At 42.8% G+C, this 22561-nt stretch carries 14 protein-coding genes; 7 read left to right on the forward strand and 7 right to left on the reverse strand.

Going from position 1 to position 22561, the window contains the following annotated elements:
• Positions 1-6: 6 nt before the first annotated feature.
• Entirely contained in the window at positions 7-8091 is an 8085-nt protein-coding gene (locus tag Xbud_RS15870) for a non-ribosomal peptide synthetase (RefSeq protein WP_280176117.1), read from the forward strand.
• A 249-nt stretch (positions 8092-8340) separates the two neighbouring features.
• On the opposite strand, the gene Xbud_RS15875 is transcribed toward Xbud_RS15870, so the two are convergent.
• From Xbud_RS15875 to Xbud_RS15895, 6 genes are all read right to left on the reverse strand, one after another.
• Positions 8341-9666 carry a phytoene desaturase family protein gene (locus tag Xbud_RS15875; RefSeq protein WP_244589999.1) on the reverse strand — a complete coding sequence of 442 codons (1326 nt, stop codon included), beginning with the start codon at positions 9664-9666 and terminating at the stop codon, positions 8341-8343.
• Complete coding sequence (locus tag Xbud_RS20695) at positions 9596-9928, reverse strand: NAD(P)-binding protein (protein WP_244590000.1); 333 nt, start codon at positions 9926-9928, stop codon at positions 9596-9598. Before Xbud_RS20695 ends, Xbud_RS15875 begins: the two co-directional genes overlap by 71 nt.
• Complete coding sequence (locus Xbud_RS15880; protein ID WP_099136960.1) at positions 9925-10725, reverse strand: cyclase family protein; 801 nt, start codon at positions 10723-10725, stop codon at positions 9925-9927. The genes Xbud_RS20695 and Xbud_RS15880 overlap by 4 nt, the downstream gene beginning before the upstream one ends.
• Before the next feature lie 120 nt (positions 10726-10845).
• Complete coding sequence (locus Xbud_RS15885) at positions 10846-11394, reverse strand: flavin reductase family protein (protein ID WP_244590001.1); 549 nt, start codon at positions 11392-11394, stop codon at positions 10846-10848.
• A gap of 14 nt (positions 11395-11408) precedes the next feature.
• Complete coding sequence (locus Xbud_RS15890; protein WP_099136961.1) at positions 11409-12686, reverse strand: styrene monooxygenase/indole monooxygenase family protein; 1278 nt, start codon at positions 12684-12686, stop codon at positions 11409-11411.
• A 56-nt stretch (positions 12687-12742) separates the two neighbouring features.
• A complete protein-coding gene (locus Xbud_RS15895; RefSeq protein WP_099136962.1) occupies positions 12743-13531 on the reverse strand; it encodes an SDR family oxidoreductase in 789 nt (262 codons plus the stop codon).
• A 615-nt stretch (positions 13532-14146) separates the two neighbouring features.
• On the opposite strand from Xbud_RS15895, the gene Xbud_RS15900 reads away from it, so the two are divergent.
• The 4 genes from Xbud_RS15900 to Xbud_RS15915 all read left to right on the forward strand — a co-directional run bounded on the left by Xbud_RS15900 (position 14147) and on the right by Xbud_RS15915 (position 17923).
• Positions 14147-15484 (forward strand): cytochrome ubiquinol oxidase subunit I, encoded by a 1338-nt coding sequence (locus Xbud_RS15900; RefSeq protein ID WP_099136963.1) that lies wholly within the window; start codon positions 14147-14149, stop codon positions 15482-15484.
• On the forward strand, positions 15474-16481 hold the full coding sequence (gene cydB / locus Xbud_RS15905) for a cytochrome d ubiquinol oxidase subunit II (RefSeq protein WP_099136964.1): 1008 nt from the start codon (positions 15474-15476) through the stop codon (positions 16479-16481). Before Xbud_RS15900 ends, cydB begins: the two co-directional genes overlap by 11 nt.
• Positions 16462-16620 (forward strand): DUF2474 domain-containing protein, encoded by a 159-nt coding sequence (locus Xbud_RS15910; RefSeq protein ID WP_169923090.1) that lies wholly within the window; start codon positions 16462-16464, stop codon positions 16618-16620. The genes cydB and Xbud_RS15910 overlap by 20 nt, the downstream gene beginning before the upstream one ends.
• Before the next feature lie 337 nt (positions 16621-16957).
• On the forward strand, positions 16958-17923 hold the full coding sequence (locus Xbud_RS15915; protein WP_099136966.1) for a hypothetical protein: 966 nt from the start codon (positions 16958-16960) through the stop codon (positions 17921-17923).
• A gap of 234 nt (positions 17924-18157) precedes the next feature.
• Here the strand turns inward: Xbud_RS15915 and Xbud_RS15920 are convergent, their stop codons facing one another.
• Complete coding sequence (locus tag Xbud_RS15920; protein WP_244590002.1) at positions 18158-19120, reverse strand: endonuclease; 963 nt, start codon at positions 19118-19120, stop codon at positions 18158-18160.
• Positions 19121-20346: 1226 nt separating this feature from the next.
• On the opposite strand from Xbud_RS15920, the gene Xbud_RS15930 reads away from it, so the two are divergent.
• Both Xbud_RS15930 and Xbud_RS15935 read left to right on the forward strand, forming a co-directional pair.
• Positions 20347-21198 (forward strand): N-acyl homoserine lactonase, encoded by an 852-nt coding sequence (locus Xbud_RS15930; protein ID WP_099136968.1) that lies wholly within the window; start codon positions 20347-20349, stop codon positions 21196-21198.
• A gap of 199 nt (positions 21199-21397) precedes the next feature.
• Positions 21398-22432 carry a hypothetical protein gene (locus Xbud_RS15935; protein ID WP_099136969.1) on the forward strand — a complete coding sequence of 345 codons (1035 nt, stop codon included), beginning with the start codon at positions 21398-21400 and terminating at the stop codon, positions 22430-22432.
• Positions 22433-22561: the final 129 nt, after the last annotated feature.

Below are 22561 nucleotides of genomic sequence, written 5' to 3' on the forward strand. Positions count from 1 at the left end.
TTATTACTGTTATGGCACCACATCGCCATTGATGGCTGGTCAATTGATATCTTTATGGATGAACTGGCGGAAATTTACCACTCCTTGCGGGAAAACCGGGACAACCAGCTTCCGCCTCTGGATATCACCTACGGGGATTATGCCGCATGGCAACGCGACTATTTACAAGGTGACATACGTGAACGCCAGCTTGCTTACTGGCAACAGACTTTAGCCAGCCATGAATCACTGGCCTTGCCAACAGACCGCCCCAGACCTGCTCAGGTGAATTATCAGGGACGTAATTTCAGTTTTGTGCTGAATACCCGGCTTTCTGAACAGTTAAGGAGTCTGGCAAAAACACAGGAAACGACTCTGTATACGGTGTTGCTCAGTGCCTTTTATGTCACGCTGGCAAAATTATCCGGGCAAAACGATATCGTACTGGGGACTCCAACCGATAACCGCCACCATGCCCAGACTCAGCCCCTGATTGGGATGTTTGTCAACTCACTGGCCTTAAGAGCGCAACTGCAACAAACTGTCAGCGTGGAAACCCTGATTGGGCAGATCCATAAGCAGGTTGCCGAAGCCAAGGCCCATCAGGATATGCCGCTTGAACAGCTCCTTGATGCCCTGAATATTGAACGTGATACCGCCCGCCACCCGATTTTTCAGGTCATGTTTGGTTTGCAGAGCCTTGAAGAAAATCCGTCAGACAGCCGCCTGCCATTCAGGCCGGTGACACTGGACGATTCCCTGTACAGCCCCGCCAAGTTTGACCTGAGCCTGTTTATGTCCGACGGGCAAACCAGCATTACCGCTTACCTGAATTACGCAGTCAGCCTGTTTGATGAGGCCACCATCGTGAGGCTGACAGAAAGCTATCAACGGGTGCTGACCGCCTTTGTGGCAGACCAGAAACAGCCGCTGTCCGCGCTCGATATCCTGTCTGCACAAGAACGCCATACCCTGCTGCATACCTGGAACCAGACCGATGCGCCTTATCCGCAGGATAAAACCCTGCAACAACTGTTTGAAGGCCAGGTGGAAAGAACACCGGATAACGTGGCACTGGTGTTTGAAGGTGAAACACTGACCTATCGACAATTAAACGAACGGGCAAATCAGCTAGCTTATGTGATCCGCGCACGCTATCAGCAACAAAATAATGAAACAATGCAGGCTGACACGCCGATAGCCCTGTATCTTGATCGCAGTCTGGAAATGGTGATCAGCATACTGGCGGTGCTGAAAGCCGGCGGGGCTTATGTGCCGATTTCCCCCGCCTATCCCGCTGAGCGAGTACAATTTATTCTGACTGACATAGCGGCGCCCTGTGTGCTGACCCAACAGCGGCATCTGACCACATTGGCAGAATACATCCAAACACTCACGGAACAACCGGTACTCATCGCGGCGGACGACCGGACAATCACCGCAGGCCAGTCTGTGGAAAATCCGGTGCGGATAAACCGGCCAACCGATTTGGCCTATATCATTTACACGTCAGGCACCACAGGTCAGCCCAAAGGCGTTATGATTGAGCACAAAAATGTGGCTCATATGGTGGCAACGCAGGCCGAATTTTTTGATGCGACAAAGAGAACAAAAGCCTTAATGTTTGCTGCTTATGTATTTGATGGTTCTGTTTTTGAATTATTCTCCAGCTTATTTAATGGCCTGACCATTTACCTTTGCAGCGAAACAGAACGTCATTCCCATGCAGTTGCCAGACTCATTCAACGGGAAGGTATTGAGATTGCCGCCTTACCCCCGGCCATCTTGAAATTGTTAATCGGCACGGAGTTACCCTCCCTGCAATTATTAATTACAGCGGGAGAGTCACCCTCCCTGGATTTTCTGGCATATTTCAGCCAATACAGCAGCGTACTGAATGCTTACGGTCCGACAGAAGTTACCGTCGGGGCAACCGGGAATGTGTATCAACGTGGGGACACTGCAACCAATATCGGCACAGCGAATAATAACGTCCGCCTTTACGTGCTTGATAGTTATGGCAATCTGTCTCCTGTCGGCGCACCGGGAGAACTGCATATCGGCGGTGCCGGGCTGGCGCGGGGCTATTTAAACCGGCCTGAACTGACTGCCGAACGGTTTGTGGCAAACCCGTTTGCCACAGATAAAGACAAAGAATGCGGTTACACCCGCCTGTATAAAACCGGCGATTTGGTGCGCTGGCGACCGGATGGCAAGCTGGAATATCTGGGACGCAATGATTTTCAGGTCAAAATTCGCGGTTACCGTATAGAATTGGGTGAAATCGAAAATGCGCTTGCTTCCCATCCACAAGTCAAGCAGGCGGTGGTGATTGACCGTGAGCATAACGGTCATAAAGTACTGGCCGCTTATCTGGTCACAGATGCGATGTTATTAAATGAAATTCTGGTTGAGCACTTATCTGAGCGTTTGCCGGAATACATGGTGCCGGCCAGCTTTACCTTTATTGATTCGATTCCTCTGACCCTGAACGGCAAAGTGGATCGTCGGGCATTACCAGAGCCGGTCTGGGGGAATAAAAACGGTTATGTGGCGCCACGCAATGCACTGGAAACCCGGCTCTGTGCCATTTGGCAAGAGGTATTGGGGCTGGAACGGGTTGGCATTGAGGATAACTTCTTCCGGATCGGTGGTGATTCGATTGTCAGTATCCAGTTGGTCTCCAAACTGCGGCAGGCAAGCTTTTCACTGCAAGTTAAATCGATTTTTGAAGCACCGACCGTGGCCCGGTTAGCCCTGCTGCTGACACAATCATCATCCACAGAACAATCATCATCCACAGAAAATGTGGTTGCCGAACAGGGATTATTAAGCGGGAAATTTGATTTATTGCCTATCCAGCAAACTTTCTTCGACTGGGATTTACCGAATCCACACCATTGGAACCAGGCATTTATGATTCGGCTTCCCGGTAACATTAAGACGGCACAGATTGGACAGGCCCTGATAATGCTGGCTGAACGACATGATATGCTGCGTGCTCGCTTTATCGATACCGGAAACGGCTACTGTCAGTGCTATTCCGAGGTTCAGGACTATTCCTCCCTTTTACAGCACTGCAATATCCGAGGATTAAATAAGGAAGAGCTACATCAACAATTGACCCAATGGCAAAATGGGTTCGATTACAACAACGGGCCATTATGGCAAGCCGGGCACCTTACCGGGTATGCTGATAGCAGTGCCCGGTTATTCTTCGCATTCCACCATCTGATTATTGATACTGTGTCCTGGCGAATCATTGCTGAAGATATGCATTTGTTATTACAGGGCATGACATTACCACAGAAGACCAGCAGTTATCGGCAATGGGTAACCGCTGTCCATCATTACGCACAGCAGCATCAGGATGAAGTGCCCTACTGGCAACAAGTGATAGCAGGAAACAACATCAAACCCGCGCAGGGTGATCTCACTCGTCACCTGTTGAGCATTTCTACTGAGATGACGGACATACTTCTGCATGAAGCCAACACCGGTTACCATACTGAAATTAACGATTTACTGCTAAGTGCACTGACACTAGCCCTGCAAAAGACTTTCTCCCAAGCCGTAAACCACATCCTTCTGGAAGGACATGGACGGGAAACCATTGATAACAAATTGGATATTTCTGAAACCGTGGGCTGGTTTACTACAATGTATCCCGTTCGTCTGGCAATGCAGACAGATCTTACTGAAACCATCATTTACACCAAAGAGATGCTTCGTACTGTACCGAACAAAGGTATTGGTTACAGCACGTTACATCAAGCAGGACACCTGACCGACGATTTACCGACTATCAGTTTCAACTATCTCGGCCAGTTAGGAGGAGTCAGCCATCAAGACTGGTCCATAACCAGCGATGATTGTGGGACTGTGATAGCTAGCGAAAATAGCGGTCATTTACTACTGGGCATCAATGGTGCCATTCAGATGGGAAAACTACAATTTAGTGTGGATTCCCGCTTGCCACAGGCCCGGACAGAGATGTTTATCACAGCATTTGAGCAAGCACTCAACAGCGTCATCGCTACTGGTCAAAAGCAGGCCCAATCAGGAGGAGTAAAAACGCCCAGTGATTATGCTATGGAAGGGCTTTCAATCAAGCTTTTGTGCAATCTTCAACAGAGGTATCAGATTGAAGCACTGTACCCTGCCACCAGCTTGCAGCAGGGATTTATTTATCATCATCTGGCTCATCCACAAGATGATGCCTATCGTGTACAAATGCTGCTGGATTATCACACCAACGTCGATTTTGCTATCTACCAACAAGCCTGGTCACTGGCTTCGCTACGTTTCCCTATTCTCAGAACTGCATTTGACTGGGAAGAAAAAATATTACAGATCGTGACAATGGATACCAGTATTGGGCCAGCGAACTTCAAGATTAAAGATATCAGTCAGTTATCAGAAGAGAACCGAAACAAGGCGATTGATGAAATCCAACAACAAGATCGAACCCGGCCCTTTAATTTAAGTCAGCCCGGCTTAATCCGTTTCACTCTCATCAAGCAAAATGGACAGTTAGTCACAGTATTAATCACACAACATCATTGCATTGCCGATGGCTGGAGTAATCCGATTCTATTGCAAACTGTGCATGAGTATTACAACCAATTGATAAGCGGGCAAACGCCTCTGATTGTGGTGGAACAGGCTTATCTGGCAACTCAGCAATATCATCTGGATCATAAAGCTGAGTCAGATACCTATTGGTCGGAACGTAAAGCACAATTTCAAGGAGCCAACAATTTTTCTGCTCTGTTAAGTCATCACGTTGATTTAACGCAGATAAAAACGGTGGAAAAACCCGCTGAACAGCAACTCACTGTACAAGGAAGCGCTTATGAGCAACTTAAGAACATGTCCAGGACACAAGGTGTTACTCTGAATGTGATACTGCAATTTGCCTGGCATAAATTACTGCACAGCTATACGGGTGATGAACAGACCATTGTGGGCACTACCGTATCCGGACGCGATGTTCCAGTGGATGAGATTGAATCCAGTGTTGGCCTGTATATCAATACATTACCTCTGATGGTGCAATGGGATCAGGCAAACAGTGTGGCTACTGTTTTACAGGACATACAGAAAGATATCGCCGCACTCAATAGCCACAGTGCCGTTTCACTTGCCAGTTTACAATCCGATGGAGAACGATTGTTCCATAGCCTGCTGATCTTTGAAAATTATCCAGTTCCAGTCGCGAGCGAAAACAAGCAAGGTATAGAGCACACCCTGACATTCCGTCAGGCCGTCGAAAAAGTGGAGTACCCGATTTCGTTGATGGCCTATGAGCAGGACCACAGTCTAATAATGAAATTAAGTTATGGTGAAGATTGGCTGACGGAAGAACAAGCCCGACGTTTGCTTTGTCAGCTCGAACGTATTTTGCACGCGGTAGCATGCAACCCGAATCAGTCACATACGTCAATAACATTCCTCAATGAAGAAGAGCGCCATACCCTGCTACATACCTGGAACCAAACCGATGCGCCTTACCCGCAGGATAAAACCCTGCAACAACTGTTTGAAGCCCAGGTGGAAAGGACACCGGATAATATCGCGCTGGTGTTTGAAGGAGAAACACTGACCTACTGCCAGCTTAACGAACGGGCAAACCAACTGGCTCATCATCTGATCGCATTAGGGGTTCTCCCGGACGACAGAGTGGCGATTTATGCCGAGCGCAGTCTCTATTTGGTCGTGGGATTGTTAGCTATTCTCAAGGCCGGTGGTGCTTATGTGCCACTTGATCCGGCACAGCCAAGCGAGCGGTTGGTCTATATGCTTAAAGACTCCGCACCTGTCGCATTGCTGACCCAAACGGCGTTGTTTGATGCCCTGACCAGCACCATGTCTGCGGCATCCTTACTGGCCGATTCTTTATCAGTAAATTCATTACCGATCATCACACTCGACAATCAGGGATCGTTAATAGCAACCCTGCCGGTTCACAATCCGAATATCTCAGAGCTGACTGCCGCCCATCTGGCTTATGTTATCTATACTTCTGGTTCAACGGGCCAGCCCAAAGGCGTGATGAACAGTCATCAGGCCCTGTGTAATCGGTTACTATGGTTTGTTTGCGATATCGCGACATCGCCGCTGGTAACCGCACTGAAAACCAGTATCAGCTTTGTCGATTCAATCACCGAAACACTGGGCACGTTGCTGGCTGGTGGCAAATTGGTGGTGTTCAACAACCATGATGTGAAAGATCCTATCCGTTTCAGTCAAGGTTTGCGCCACTTCGGGGTCAATTATCTGGTAGTTGTACCTTCACTGCTCAAACTCTTGCTACAAAATCGCGATGATAGTGATTGTCTGAAACCAATTCGCCTATTAATTTGCAGCGGTGAACGACTCGCGCCTGAGCTGGCACGACAGGTTGTGACACATTACCCTCAGCTTCGGTTGTTCAATTTTTATGGTTCTTCCGAAATCAACGGCGATGCCACATGGTATGAATACCGTGCTGCTGAGGGTATACCGGAAGTCTCCGTGATCGGCAAACCGATCGCCAATATCCAAAGCTATATCCTTGACGGCTCTGGTCAACCTGTTCCCGTCGGGGTTACGGGTGAAATCTATATTGCTGGCCGAGGTGTTGCCCGTGGCTATCTGAACCGCCCGGAATTGACGGCTGAACGTTTCCTTATCGATCCATTCTCCCCACAGCCCAATACACGTATGTTCAAGACGGGTGATCTCGGTCGCTGGCTGCCTGATGGTAATATCGAGTATCTCGGTCGCAATGACTTTCAGGTCAAAATCCGCGGCTACCGCATTGAACTGGGGGAAGTTGAAAACGTCCTCACTTCTCACCCGCAGGTAGAACAGGCGGTGGTAATTGACCATAATCACAACGGGAATAAAATCCTGGTCGCGTATCTGGCGGCAGATGGAGCACTGTCTGATGACACCCTGATCAGGTATCTCTCTTCCCGTTTGCCGGAATACATGCTGCCTGCCAGCTTTACTCGTATTGAGTCCGTCCCGCTGACCCTGAATGGTAAGCTAAACCGCCACGCCCTACCTGAACCAATCTGGGGGGATCGTAACAACTATGTCGCGCCCCGCAATGCGCTGGAAACCCAGTTATGTACTATTTGGCAAGAGGTATTGGGGCTGGATCAGGTTGGTATCGACGATAACTTCTTCCGTATCGGTGGTAATTCCTTAATGGCAATTAAGCTGACCACAGCGATACGCCATGAAATGGCAGTTGATATTCCTTTAAATGTTTTATTTAATTGCAAATGTATTTCTTTGTTATCTCGATGGCTAAAAACAGATAATGCAAAATTCAGCTTACTTAATTTCTTAACACCTGAATCAATTGCAATCAATAAATTGTTTATGGTTCATCCTGCTAATGCCAGTAGTGAAGTCTATGAATCTCTGGCAAATACCTTATCTGATGTGTATAACTGCATAGGCATCGATAATTATAATCTCTACTCAGATAATCAAATAGATTCACTACACCAAGTAGCTCAAATCTATATGGAATTAATTCTGACAGAAACTGCTATTGATCAACCTATTCACATCTTAGGATGGTCATTAGGTGGACAATTAGCGATGGAGGTTGCATTTAAATTAGAACAGCTTGGAGCAAAAAAAATTCAGCTATTCTTATTAGATGCTATCATTAATAACGATGAGTTAGAAGCGCTTAGAAACAAACTAGATATGTCAAATAAATATAGAGAGATTACTGAGAAATTGCAGGCAATGGGCGCAAGTGATACTTATATCAATAAGGTATTGGAAGCAGTACCATTTGAATTTGGCATCGCTAACTGTAATTTAAGTGGAAAACTATCCCACACTAACATAACGTTATTTAAAGCTGGTCAAATGAGTCCGTTTAATAAAGAAGGAACTGGGTTCACGATGAATAAATTGATAATAGAAACACCGGATAATAATATTTCCCAATGGACAGTAAATCCATTATCAATTAAATTGATTGATGATCGTTATCACGAAAATATTATCGAAGCTGTTTCCATTATCAGCACAGAAATAGTCAATAAATTCGAAATTAAGGATAATGTTACTATACCCTATAGATTTCAAGATGCAGTGTAGCCAACAAAGCTACAACTTGAAAGATGACGGGTATATAAATTAACTTAATGATTATAACGAGGCTGGCACTGCTGGCCTCGTCAGTCAGGATACGAGTATTTTACCTGCCTATTTAATCCGGTAAAAATAATCCTGAATTAAAACGGAACCGCAACTTTTAAGCAAACCCGTGAACCAGCCGGACGATTAGCTACGGCAAGATCTTCCTGCCACTTCAATTGCCACCATAAAACGAGTGAAATAATTTGATCAGCGCCGCGCAAGCTGACGGGCAACAAGGTAGCCGGAAGTCCCGGCTAACCCGGGACCAGGATGTGTTGAAGCCCCAATATGAAATACATTACTGACAAAAGTTTGATGTGCTTGCGTACCTTGCGAAGAGGCAAAAGGACGCAGCCAGAAAAATTGATCCGGTGAGCAAATTCCCGAATAGGGATCTCCCCCAACCAAATTGCAATTCAATGCCTGTAAATCTGCCGGAGAATACGCCTTACGGCCAACAATCGAAGATGAAAAACCGGGAATGACAGTTTCCAGACGAGACTGTACGCGATCTGCAACCGCTTCACGGACTGTTTCATTCCATTTGCCATCGGCAGGAATAGAAATTTCGCCCAAAGCATCCCCTTTCAAATAACCGGGTAATTCCTGCATCTGAACCCATAGGATCCATCCTCCTTCGGGAGCTCTGGAAGCATCAAGAACGGTTGGTTGCCCTATAGCCAGTGTCGGATGACTCGGCAAATAACCGTTATTAGCCTGTGTGACAGACAAACAAACCTGTTCCATACTCTCCGTTAAATGAATAAGCGGCACATGACGTAACTCCGGTTCACACCATGATGGAGGAGTATTCAGAGCAAAGTGAAGCTGCATCCCGCCACGTCCGTAACGATAGCTCTGTGCACGTTGCCAGACTGTATCAGGAATGTCATTCAACAAATGACCATAAAGCTGTTGAGGAGTTACATTGCACACTACAGCATCGCGGGCGTGATAAACCCTTCCTGCTGCTATCACACCAAAAGCACAGCGTTTTTTTCCATGCCCTTGCGTAATGATACGGTCAACCTGGGTATGAGTAAGGAGCTGGCCACCATGCTGTTCAATGATCGCCTGTAACGCTTCAACGATGCGAATACCACCGCCTTTAACGACTGGCATTCCTCCTGCTATCACAGCAGCAAAGGTCAATTTGCCAATCAGGGCAGAGCCGGCATCATCCGGCCCCAGCCCGGTATGTAGTGTCCACGGCGCAATGAGAGCGCGACTGAATTCAGACTGCAATTCTCGTTCAGACCAGCGCCGGAAAGTTTCCAGTGAGTTGCCGAAAAATTCTGTTAATCCACCAATGCCACGTTTTCGCCACTCAGAGAACAATAGTTTGAGTATTCCAAAACCATAAGGGTTTTGCCTCAGTAAGCCAAAGATCAATGCAGCATCATCATGAAGAATCTGTTGTGTCATGCGGCGAAATGCTGCCCCATCTTTTGGCGCAATTGCATCAAACTGCAAAGCCGAAGCCAGAATACTCTGCTTTAAGGCGATTCCCCTGCCATTCGGTTGAATAGTCACTGTGTATGAATTCCAAACCTACTTTTTCCAGTGCGGGCTTCAGCACTTGATAAGCCGGGCTGTTTAGAAATAACGGATACCAGCAGGAGAACACATCATGGGTATAACCGGGAAAAAGTTCTTCTGTACGAATACAACCGCCTGGTATGGCATTCCGTTCCAGTACCAGAACAGATCTCCCCCATATAGCCAACAGAGCAGCACATACCAATGAATTTATCCCACTGCCAACGATGATCACTTGCGGTTTAGCACTACTCATGATGCCATTCCTGCGGGCTGTTCAACCAAAGCCAGGACACGCAGTGGGCTTCCTGACCCTCCCTCAATCTTGAGAGGTGCGGCAATAATTACTGCGCCGGTTGGCGGTAATAAATCGAGATTTCGCAGACACTGCAAACCGTATTTATTCGCCCCGTGCATCAAGGTATGACAGGGATAAACCAGCGGCCATGAATAGGATTGACCCGCATCGGTATTAATCGTCTCTACTCCGAACCCCCGAATATTACGTTCATGGATCAACCACTCTACCGTTTCCTGACTCGGCCCAGGCGTGTGAGCACCGTCATCACGCATATTAAGGAAGCGAACCGGATCATCAGACCGTTTCGACCAATCCGTTCTGAACAGTAACCATGCCTGGGCAGGAATACGTCCGTATTGTTCTTCCCATGCCTGTAAAAACTCAACCGTCAGTAACCAATCTGGATATCGTGCCACCTGTTGACTAGCATCCACCACCACCGCAGGCGCGATAAAATTATGCAGGGGAATAGTATCAACTGTATTATCTGAATGATTTTTACCGCTGATCCAATGTACCGGAGCATCAAAATGGGTTCCCGTATGCTCACCGCAACTGAAATTATTCCAATACCAGGCCGGGCCATTCTCGTCATAATGAGAAATACGTTCCATTTTAAATGACCAGACTTGTCCAAACTGTTCCGGTAACTGCAAGGCCGGAAAACCAGAGGACAACGTCTGGGTGAGATCGATAATCCTCACACTTCCCTGAATTAGCGCAGTAACAAACGCATTTAGTGGGTTTTTCATTCATCTTCTCCCAACATCTGAACAAGAAAGACAGAATGATCGATCCTGACTCTGTGGATCTCAGAATGCAGCGCAACCAACGAAACTATTATTTGCAAGACGATGGATGACAGAGGGCTGTTATATTTCCCGAATATCATGCAATGCAGTAAACATGCCAGCATGAAAAACCAATGGCTTTCCTTCAATGCTGGCAATACGCTTTATCTGACCAATCATTAACAGGTGATCACCAAGATGGGTTTGCTGATGATTAGCACAAACCAGTGTCGCTATTGCGCCATCAATTGACGGCATCCCTTCCGGCGTTTCCTGCACAGGAATACCCTGAAACTTATTTTCAACTCTTGGATTGGCAAAACGCAGAGCCAGTTCCTGATGGTCACAGCCAAGGATACTGATGGTGAAATATCCACAGTTACGGAATACAGACAAATTGGGAGAATGATTAACCAGACTCCAGAGTATCAACGGCGGTTCCAGAGAAAGTGAAGCAAATGAGTTGATGGTCAACCCGACGTTCCTTCCGTCAGCAGTGCGTGTTGCAACAATAGCCACCCCCGTTGGATAACATCCTAAGAGTGTGCGCAGTGCTCTTGTTTCAAATTCTGCCATACCCCACTCAACATCAGGCAACGGTATTTGGCTGTTCTGAATATTCATAGTCATATCGGATACCCCGCTCAGAACCCGCTCTTCTCGACAATTTGCGAATGAGCGGTCTGCGCATTACGGGTAGCCAGCACATGAATATATGCTTCACAGGCATCGCTATCCCGCCACCACGGAAACAATACCGGAGGATGATTAAAAGCACTGGCAATCGTACTGGCGAGAGCAGGTAATTTCTGGGCAGCTCCCAACAAACTCAGGATATGGGGTTTTGGCGGGATAAGCAGGCTGTTTGTCCATTCCACAACATACTGACTATATTTCCAGAATCGGTCGAATGTGTCATTCATCCACTCTGCCGTAAAGGGTTTGTCACCACGGGCAAGAATGGCTTCGTAATAAACTTTGCAGGCTTTAGTTGCGTTATTGGAGCCCTGCCCGGTCAGCGGATCATTTGTGACTACCGCATCCCCCAACCCCAAAACCTGACGACCAGAAGGCAATGTCAATACTGGTTTGCGTACTACTGGCGCAAAACAGCCAGCCAGAGTGCCATTTTCATCGGTAAGTTCTATCTGTTCACAACGTGCCGCTTCCCACGGCAAGAAAGTTTTGAGGATATACTTGCTATAGGCCAGATGTTCCTGCGCTGTTCTGACCTCTCGCCAGCCATCCATTGCTCCCCCAGAAACCCCTTCAAAAACCATAATGTCACAAGGGCCGCTCAGGGTCAGGGCAGGAAAAACGAAATATTCCCCCACTCCTGGGATCAAGTTAAAAGAAACACGGGAATATTCGGGGACTGGCAACATACCATGCACATAAGTCAAAGCTAATGCACGCTGGGGCTTATCATAAGGAGAACGGGAAGCATCACGCTCCAACAATCTCACGATTTCCCCCTTTCCTCCAGCCAAAATAACCAACTCATGACTGGCTGTCAGTTGTTCCAACTCGGCAATACCCACATCACGAATTTCCAGATTACCGCCGCAAGAAGCAAACTGTTCCATCCAAAATGGCATCTTGATACGCTGATCGACAGCCTGCGCGTAGTTATTGAGTCGTGCACTCCAGTCAATCACCTTTTCATGCGGAATTTCAGAATGAGGAACAGTAAAACCGATACCTTCAACGGGCGGGCATTGTGTTTCCCACTGATCCAAACCTAAATTACGTTCAAATTGCAAAGAAGAATCGAACATACACTGACTCGACATTACCCGGCCAGTTCGGACATCATCAGGCGTGCGATTGGTAACAACAGTTACCTGATAGCCTTTATCAAGCAGACCAAGAGCCAAAGGCAGTCCGGCTTGACCACCTCCGACAATAGCTATACGACACATAATATTTACTCCTTCGGATTGTGTTAGATCTGGAATCACTACTATTCCTATTTCTCCTATTCAGCCAAACGAGAAATAGCAGGTTTGGCTTGCTCAGGCCCCATTGCTGAATAGCCGCCATCAACGGCGTAGTCAGCTCCGGTTACAAAACTCGCTAAATCAGAAAGAAGAAATGCAACTACCTGAGCGATCTCTTCAGGATCTCCAACACGGCCAAGCAAGTGATAATCTGCGGCAACTTCATCCGTTTTCTGACGATTACCCTGAGTCAATTCATCCATGACCCGTGACCAAGTCCAACCCGGCGAGACAGAGTTCACACGAATGTGATCAGCGGCATAGTCCATTGCCATGCTGCGGGTGACTTGCAATAAGGTGGCTTTTGAAGCGGGGTATAACCAACGGCCTGTCTGGGCAATAGAAGATGAAATACTGGTGAAATTGACAATCGCCCCACCTCCGGCAACCATAAAATAAGGGTGTACAAACTGAGCTGCCCTGACGGCACTGACCACATTAATATTTAGTGCGGTCAGCCACGTTTCGCGACCAGAGACTACACCATCATCCAGATAAGTTGCAGCGAGATTAACGAGGCAGTTAAGGCGACCATAATAAGCAGCAACCTCATGCACTCCCTGAGCAAGTTGTTTATCATCGGTAATATCGACATGCCAGAAACGAATGGAATCCGGTCGGAAATTACAGGCCTTCTTTCCCCCTTCCCGGTCAATATCGAAAATCGCAACTTTAACACCATATTCACTCAATACGCTGGCAACAGTTGCACCAATTTTAGTAGCACCACCAGTGACAATAGCGACTTTATTATTTAAGCCTTTCATGAGTGATCCCCTTATATCATATATACCCAATCCATTGCTATTCAGTGTATTAATCAGTAATTAATGAATCATGAGAGATATCATTACGTGAAATGGAGAAAGTCAAATAGCCAATATATGCAGAAAAGATCCATTCAGTGCAGGTATGTATAAATCCAATATTTAATACTCAACTAATTTTAATGTTACAACCATTGGAATATGATCGCTGACCAAAGGCCAGTTTATATTATCCCAAATCATTGCTTTCGCTTTTTTATTAGATGCTTTGATAAAATTGCCGTTCTATTATTCACCATCATTAATATCAATAGTTATTCACTTGGTGATTATACAAACCACTGACTATGTTATATGTTGCAATCTTTAATCAGATTTTTTTATTAACTAACTCATTTTTATTATGGGCATATTGAATTTTTTCATGATATTGCCTCAATTAAATTTAATGTTTCTTCATTGTTTATCATATGTTATACATTTGATCTCAATTAAACTGTTATATAAAACAAATAAAAAATTGTTACTGTTATATTCAAAATCCGTGTGCTCTACTTGTCCTCACTCTTTCACTTCTTTTACCCAATAGGGTTCAGTCAAAAATAAGAGGTCACTATGTTCGGGTTAAGTGCCCTTGAACTCGCAAGGATACAGTTTGCATTTACAGTTTCTTTTCACATCATCTTTCCTGCCATTACGATAGGTTTAGCCAGTTTTCTTGCTCTGTTGGAAGGTTTATGGCTGAAAACGCGCAATACAGACTACAAAACGTTATACCACTTCTGGGCGAAAATTTTTGCAATTAATTTTGGTATGGGAGTGGTTTCTGGTTTAGTCATGGCCTATCAATTTGGCACTAACTGGAGCTTCTACTCTGATTTTGCAGGAACTATCACAGGCCCTTTACTGGTCTATGAAGTATTGACTGCATTTTTCCTTGAGGCAGGATTTCTTGGCGTTATGTTGTTCGGCTGGCATCGGGTGGGTGAAAAACTTCATTTTTTTGCCACCTGTATGGTCGCTCTCGGAACGATTATCTCCACTTTTTGGATCCTGGCATCCAATAGCTGGATGCAGACGCCGCAAGGTTACGAAATTGTCAATAATCAAGTCGTTCCTGTAGATTGGCTGGCAGTTATCTTTAACCCTTCTTTCCCTTATCGCTTGCTGCATATGGGAACAGCGGCATTTCTTGCCTCAGCATTCTTTATTGCTGCTTCTGCTGCCTGGCATTTGCTGAAAGGCAATAATTCATCGGCCATGCAGAAAATGCTGTCCATGGCGATGTGGCTGATCCTGATTATTGCTCCGTTACAAGCCATGATTGGTGATTTACATGGACTGAATACACTGAAACACCAGCCTGCCAAAATTGCTGCGATGGAAGGCCATTGGGAAAATCATCCCGGTGAGGCTACGCCACTCATTTTATTCGGTATTCCTGATCAAACAGCAGAAGAGACACGTTATGCAGTTAAAGTTCCCTATCTTGCTAGTTTGATCCTGACACACAGTATTGATAAACAAGTTCCGGCATTAAAAGAATTCGCACCAGAAGATCGCCCCAATGCTTTCATGGTGTTCTGGTCATTCCGCATCATGGTTGGATTAGGGTTATTAATGATTATGGCGGGCGTTTGGGGACTGTGGTTACGTTATAAAAAGCGCTTGTACCAGAACCGGACTTTCCTCCGTTTTATGCTCCTGATGGCACCTTCTGGCCTGATTGCCATATTGGCCGGATGGTTCACCACTGAAATTGGCCGCCAGCCGTGGGTCGTCTATGGTTTGATGCGCACAAAAGATGCTGTTTCGGCCCACGGTGAGATCCATATGAGTATCAGTTTGCTGATTTTCTTTGTCGTCTACAGCGCCGTATTCGGTGTCGGTTATGCCTATATAATGAAACTTATCCGCAAAGGCCCCAATAAGGAGTTAACAAATGGGCATTGATCTCCCTCTGCTTTGGTTCCTGATTATTATCTTCAGCACTATGATGTACATTGTGATGGATGGCTTTGATCTTGGTATCGGTATTTTATATCCCATGATTAAGCAACAATCAGACCGTGATTTGATGATGAATTCGGTAGCGCCTGTTTGGGATGGTAACGAAACCTGGCTGGTGCTCGGTGGTGCCGGGTTATTTGGTGCTTTCCCTCTGGCATATGCTGTTATTTTGGATGCACTGGCGATCCCATTGACGATTATGTTATTGGGGCTGATATTCCGTGGCGTGGCGTTCGAATTCCGTTTCAAGGCAACGCCATCGCATCAACCCATTTGGGATAAAGCGTTTATTGCTGGTTCAATTATTGCTACTTTTACACAAGGCATTGTTGTCGGCGCAGTTATTGACGGTTTCCCAATCGAAAATCGCACCTATATCGGCGGTGCTTTCGATTGGTTCTCACCATTTCCGCTATTTTGTGGTTTTGGTTTGCTTATTGCTTATGGACTGTTGGGATGTGGCTGGTTGGTGATGAAAACCGAAGGACATTTGCAACAACAAATGTATGGTCTTCTACGTCCGTTAACCTTATTGATGATGACGTCCATCATTATCATCAGCTTTTGGACGCCAGCTTCTCAACCCGCTATTGCCGAGCGCTGGTTCAGTTTCCCTAACCTGCTTTTCTTTATGCCTGTACCATTACTGGTCATGTTTTCAGGCTGGAAACTGCTGACTGCCAATCAGAATAGCAGCCATTACACACCATTTTTAGCTGCACTGTTATTAGTTTTTATGGGCTTCAGTGGATTGGGGATCAGCATCTGGCCAAATATCATCCCTCCGTTTATCAGTTATGAAGAAGCCGCCTCCCCTTCTCAATCACTGGGTTTTATGCTCGTTGGCGCGCTATTTATTATCCCGATAATATTGGTTTACACCTGTTGGAGTTATTATGTCTTCCGAGGAAAAATTACCCATGAACAAGGCTACCACTAAAACAGAGCACACCCATTCTCCATTATGGAAAAGATTGGGCTGGATGATAATAATTTGGTTTTGTAGTGTATTAGCACTTTATGCTGTTTCCACTTTATTTCGTTTTTTAATGACAACAGCGGGTATGAAAATTAAGTAATTATTAGATTTTCTACCAATTTAATATTTTCATATTTATTCGTTTCTTCGTTATACCCATTGTTTTTAATTTTTTTAGCATTTGAACTCATTTTCCCCGGTCACAATGGATTCTGTGTCTGGGGATTTATTGAAACTCTCTTCCAGGAAAATAATTTACTTCCAAACTTAAAGACCGATTTAGAAAACAATCAATGGTAACATATCTATTTTAGATATTCATCCAGATTATTTTAATATTAACAAGCATATATTTATACACTATAAATATATTCTCAACCATATTGCCTTTTTTGAGGAAAATAATATTTATACTAAATTTATATACGGAGTTTGATATGATCAAAATAACATTACTTACTTTTTCAGGGCGGGAAAATTATCAATGGTTTTTTGACGGAACTGATATCAAACCATTATTAAATTTCATGCGAGATAAGAGAAAGGGAATAAACTTTGGGATAAGTGAGAGAAAGCTCGGATTTTCTGGTTTTTTTGTCGAAATTGAAGACTCCGCACAAGGATCAGCACGTCAATATGGGCTGATTAATTCATTTCATGTCTGTGATGGTATAGCGGAAGATCTGCAAGACAGTAAAGAGCTTGGCTTGGTTTTACTTGAAAAATTTACCCAAGATAATCCACTCAAAAAACATATAAAACAGGAAATACACGATCTCCGGTCAGATAACTCTGATACTTCCCTAAGCACTGAACAAGAAGATGAACAGGAATACAAAGAGACTGAATTTAATCGAATACACGAACCAAGTTGGCATATGTCAGTAAAATTTACCGACCCATTATCTGGACGAGTTTATGATATAGATGCGGCCAGGTATAACCAGGGTTTCTGGAATGATCCCACGCGCATTGCTCTGAATAATTGTTATGCTTACGCGTGTAACTATGCAAGTAACGATTATCCTCAGCCCGGCAGTTACGGTGGTAAACCAATCACATTTCCTTATACAAAACGTTATCTTCAGGCTGTTATAGATGGGGCTATAGCAGATGGATTAGTTAAACTTGATGAACTTACAGATGCACAATATCATCCCAATTATGTTATTGCTCTCTATACTATGCCAGATAATTCATACAATTGGGATTACCATTGGTATCGGTTGGTTTTAGATCAGTACCGAACTCAGATGTGGGCACATAAACTTGGCAGAGAAAGGGTCAGAAAAACAGATAACCAGAGAAAAATTATAAGAGATCCTAACAAAGCCGACCGAGGAAAATATACTGTATTCGGAGGGTATTTTGTCGTAAATAATCGGGTGAAGATAAAAGCTTAAAATAATGTATAGCAGCAGAATTAAAGTTCATCATTTATAATATAATTAACGGGTTCACACTTGTAGTATTCTATCACCGATGGAATAACTGCGTTATATAGAATAGATGGGAATCCCCTTTTCAGTTCATTAAGGCCCATGAAAAAACCGGTGCTAAGACGACCACCTTTTTATTGGTAGTTAGGTCTCAATCACCGGTTCACTTCCTAAAAATAACAATCCAATATATTTTAGTTATTTTTTACAATTACCTGCCAAATAATACCCGGCTTTCCGAGCTTCAGATTCCGAACGAAAATAAATAGCATTTTTATCAGCTACTGTCTTATATCCGGAGCAATGTGCAAAATGATAAATCTGGCTGTTTTTATTGCCTTTAATTATTTCACTTTGAGTGACTTTCGTCGTTGATTTTTTAACTGAAACCGGCTCAGTAACTGATTGGTATGAATTTAAATTTTGACTATTATTTTGCCTACTAAACCTTTGACCAGAATTTTTGTGCCCTAATTGCCATTTCTTACTCCCTGTAACAAATGGGTTATGGTGCCCCATAATGCGGGCGATTCGATTATCCCGTTCCCGCTCCCAGGCTTCTACCGGATACTGACGATCCCATGCTATCATTAATTGCTGTTGCTGGTGTGACATCGTCAAATTATAGCGATCATGCATATAAAAATAGACTCTGGCGACCATCCCTTTCACTTTGTCGCGCGGTTCAAAAAGGCGTAATTTAAAATCCACTTTACTGCTACAGGCACCATACATATTAGGTAAATTTCTGGAAGCCATTCCATAACTCAAATTACTGCGATCCCCATTAACTTCACCAATGGAAGGTGCCAGATTATGCATATCCGATTCTATCGCACGAAATATCGGATCATTATCAACACAGTTTTTTCTTCCGCCATTCTGCCAACATTGTCTCTGATGACCAAATACCCACGCTGGTACAATATGTTCCCACTCGATACGCTCAGCACGGGTTTGTTGTGCTCTGATTTGATAATTACAAGAGGCCAGGTCGACACGCCCGCCACTTTTACCTACCCATTGCCAATTACAGCCACAATACAAAGTACCAATGCCTGATTTTTCTTGCCCATCATAAACATATTTTCGTGATTCTACTTTAGCCTGCTCAAAGTTGGTCGGCACACTCCATGCGCTAAAAGATGCAATGAATGCCAAAAATAAAAGATAATTTGTCCAAAGGCGAAATTTATTGTTCAAAATAATACCTATTCACTTGTTGTATCATACCAATCTGGTATCCTGCCTGATCAGACAAATAAATGACACATATTATTTATCGAATTTCTCTTACATGGATACTGTAGGATCAGTTTGCTATTTTAATTTGTTAAAATCAATATCACTTAATGCATAGAATAAGTTAATTTATTGCACTTTTAAAGACTCAATTACTCTGTTTATTAAGCCATTAAAATCTATTTGTCTGAGTAAAATTAAATCAACTTTAATATTTTTAATAAAATAAATGACGATCAATACTAAATTTGAACAGCTTGAACACGAACCACTGGATGTTGTAAAGAAATACTCATGAAATTAAAGGTTACTATCAACACTATTCATATTTCAGAAAATCATTTACAAATTCAGGTTTTCATTGCAGGTAAAAATCAGTTAGATATTACTTTAAATTCGTTCTCTGATGAACTATAAACCTACCCTATGTTTAAGAAAAAAACACAAAAACCCATTTATTTTTCTAATAGTTCTTTGTGTTTTGTTATTAATCTATTACCCACTTCGTTTCTTTTTGGGTGAGAAATGGATAATGACAGCTTTATTATTATGGATGAAAGTGACATTTTTCCATATCAAAAGTTAGCATAAAAATATCACTTCTGGATATTTTATATCATTAAACTAACTTCCATTGAAATTCTTTAACCAGGAATCTGTCATTCCCTTTTTAAAATATTAATTTTTAAGAAATTGTAACATGCATTCATTATACCTTATTATCATCACGCCTTTTTTCCTCTTGTATAAAATCATCTTTTTATAAAAATAAAATCAGAAAAGAATTAAATTCATCTTACAAATACAAAACATCAATCATAATTTATAGTTTTAAATATTTCTTTCGTTAAAGAAATATTTAAAACCAATAAAAATAAGTTATTGGTTGATAAAAAAAAGTGATTTGAAATAATCAAATAAAAAACACACCTTATATAAATCACAACCATCCTGAATTTAAATTCTATTAAAGAGGAAATAATAAAGATAAAATAAACCCTAAAAAACCACCTACAAAATTAAGATAAAAGACAATAATATCAATAAATTACAACAGAGAAACTACTTTAATACAGTCAACCTAACCAAAATTATCATTAATCACCTTATTAACTTTTTAAAATTATATATAGGGCAATAATAATATGAAAAAGATAATTTTACTTACCAAAATTTTCCTATTCAGCTTTTTCATTCCTATTGTTAATGCTGATTCAAATCATAATGGTTACGATGTTGCCAAAAAAATAACTCAAAGGTACTTTGATAATCAAAAGTATTGTGGAGATGACGGTCTACCTGCATTTTTATGTTCTGGTGTTTTACTGAGAGGAACCGTTGCTTCGGATAAATATCACTCATGGAATCCAAGCCCACATTCCCAAGAAAGTGGCGGTGTTTCATTCTCCTATTTGAGACATGATGTTAAGGATATTGAACTCGCTTATGATTACAAAAATGGTTATATTTTTTCTCCATATATTGAAAATCCTGCTGATAAAGTTCGTCCCGAAATTCTTTGTTATTTTCCTATTGACGGAGATACGGTAAACAGAAGTGACAAAGGATGTGGTCCTGATTCAGGAAATCCAAACAGCATTCCTTGCCAACAACAGGGAATTACCACAGCAGAACAGTGGGTCAATCATTATAGAAATGTTGTTCACTCCAGCCGCTTCGCCCAATGTGGTTTTGATGTCACAGGAACAGGGAGCGCAGATGCATTTATGCAAGGAATTAAAGTTCGCTCACTGATTCAGTTACCATTAAATAACGAACTAATTTTGGCTACCTGGCCCCAAAATATCCCTGATAAATTGCCTATCGAAGCCTTCTTTTATCTTTCTGAAGGGTTGAATAGCGCACAACATGATCAAAGAGATTTTTATCAGGTTACAGGGATAATCATACCAATAATACAGATGACACTCCCTTCTGATGAAAATCAAAATGTTAGCTTTAGCTATAAGCCAGAAGATCAAGTTATTAATCCCTAGAATTAACAAATTGAAATTACGAACATCTAATTAAAAACAACAAAAACTATATCTTCATGAAAGATAAATTTAAAATAAAAACCTTAAGAGACTATATAGAAAATTCATATATTAAAAAACCAAAAAAATTTCACATTAAATAATGTAGAAAGTACAACAACCAAACTAATATTTACATAACAGAAACAAGAGGTATTCAATGAAAAGTTTATATGATGTAACACTTGCTCCACCTACTTTTCCACAAGCAGATGGAACGGGTACTATCTACATACATAATCTTCAAGCAATGGAAAATGAATTCATAATAATGTATGTACCACACTATCCTGATGCTGATGTTGGGGATGAAATAATTGGCTATCTTTGTTTGCATGGTGATTGTTCAAATAGTGAAAATGGTGCTGTTATAAAATCATCGTCATATTATATGACGCCTGATAGGGTAGATCTTCCTCCATATGTTTTATTGTTTCATATAAACGAAATTTCTATATATGGTAAATTTCAAGCTCATTATAAAGTAATCAGTCGTGGGAATGTTAATGAGTCACAAAGAGTAAATATAAATCTTACGTATTCGGATATATCCAGCTTGTCAAGCTATATTCCCAGAGCACCTGATGCGACAGGAAATCAAGGTAATTTACTGACAAAAGATGATTATTATAAGTTAGATCGATTGAGAATAGATGTGCCAGTTTATGATGGAATGGCTTCTGGGCAGGTAGTCAATGTACAATGGCAAGGTCGTAAAGGTATTATATACTCAACACTACCTCAGACAGTATATGAAGTCATGCCGATGACATTCTATATTCCTCGGATGGAGTTTATTGATACAATTGGTAATACAGCAAAAGTACAATTTAAAGTAGAGAAATTAGTCAATAACACTGCTACGTATTCAGGAATTTTACATCTTGAAATTGAAGGACAAGAGCTTAATTTACCAGCACCCACCCTTTTCTACCGTGGTGATAGCACTATTCACGTTATGATAGAGTATTCTGATATGTCATTTGATCAAACAGTAGAAATCCGTGCGGTAGGTAAAACAGTGCTACAGACTCATTATAAGCAGGTTGATGATCAAAACCAAATGGCAGTACCGCTACCTGCTGATTGGATAGAAGAAAATAGAGGGCATCTGGTACTGATTGATTACGCAGTCGGTAGTATGTATCCCGGAAGGGAATATAGTTTTTCTCGTGTATTACGACAAATTCTATAAAATAAAACTCTGTGAAATATATAGAAGCTCTTTGATCTCTGACAAACCTCGTTTAATCCAGCGAGGTTTGTTTTTGCACTTCTAACTGAAAACTATCTTCTTATAACCATGGTCAACAATATATTTTTT

Origin of the sequence: Xenorhabdus budapestensis (genome assembly GCF_002632465.1) — a bacterium.
GTDB classification, from domain to species: Bacteria; Pseudomonadota; Gammaproteobacteria; order Enterobacterales; family Enterobacteriaceae; genus Xenorhabdus; species Xenorhabdus budapestensis.

Bases quoted from the DNA above. Each gene is read 5' to 3' on its own strand.
- Xbud_RS20695 (WP_244590000.1), bottom strand. From the start codon at position 9,928: ATGAGTAGTGCTAAACCGCAAGTGATCATCGTTGGCAGTGGGATAAAT.
- Xbud_RS15880 (WP_099136960.1), bottom strand. From the start codon at position 10,725: ATGAAAAACCCACTAAATGCGTTTGTTACTGCGCTAATTCAGGGAAGT.
- Xbud_RS15885 (WP_244590001.1), bottom strand. From the start codon at position 11,394: ATGACTATGAATATTCAGAACAGCCAAATACCGTTGCCTGATGTTGAG.
- Xbud_RS15890 (WP_099136961.1), bottom strand. From the start codon at position 12,686: ATGTGTCGTATAGCTATTGTCGGAGGTGGTCAAGCCGGACTGCCTTTG.
- Xbud_RS15895 (WP_099136962.1), bottom strand. From the start codon at position 13,531: ATGAAAGGCTTAAATAATAAAGTCGCTATTGTCACTGGTGGTGCTACT.
- Xbud_RS15900 (WP_099136963.1), top strand. From the start codon at position 14,147: ATGTTCGGGTTAAGTGCCCTTGAACTCGCAAGGATACAGTTTGCATTT.
- cydB (WP_099136964.1), top strand. From the start codon at position 15,474: ATGGGCATTGATCTCCCTCTGCTTTGGTTCCTGATTATTATCTTCAGC.
- Xbud_RS15910 (WP_169923090.1), top strand. From the start codon at position 16,462: ATGAACAAGGCTACCACTAAAACAGAGCACACCCATTCTCCATTATGG.
- Xbud_RS15915 (WP_099136966.1), top strand. From the start codon at position 16,958: ATGATCAAAATAACATTACTTACTTTTTCAGGGCGGGAAAATTATCAA.
- Xbud_RS15930 (WP_099136968.1), top strand. From the start codon at position 20,347: ATGAAAAAGATAATTTTACTTACCAAAATTTTCCTATTCAGCTTTTTC.
- Xbud_RS15935 (WP_099136969.1), top strand. From the start codon at position 21,398: ATGAAAAGTTTATATGATGTAACACTTGCTCCACCTACTTTTCCACAA.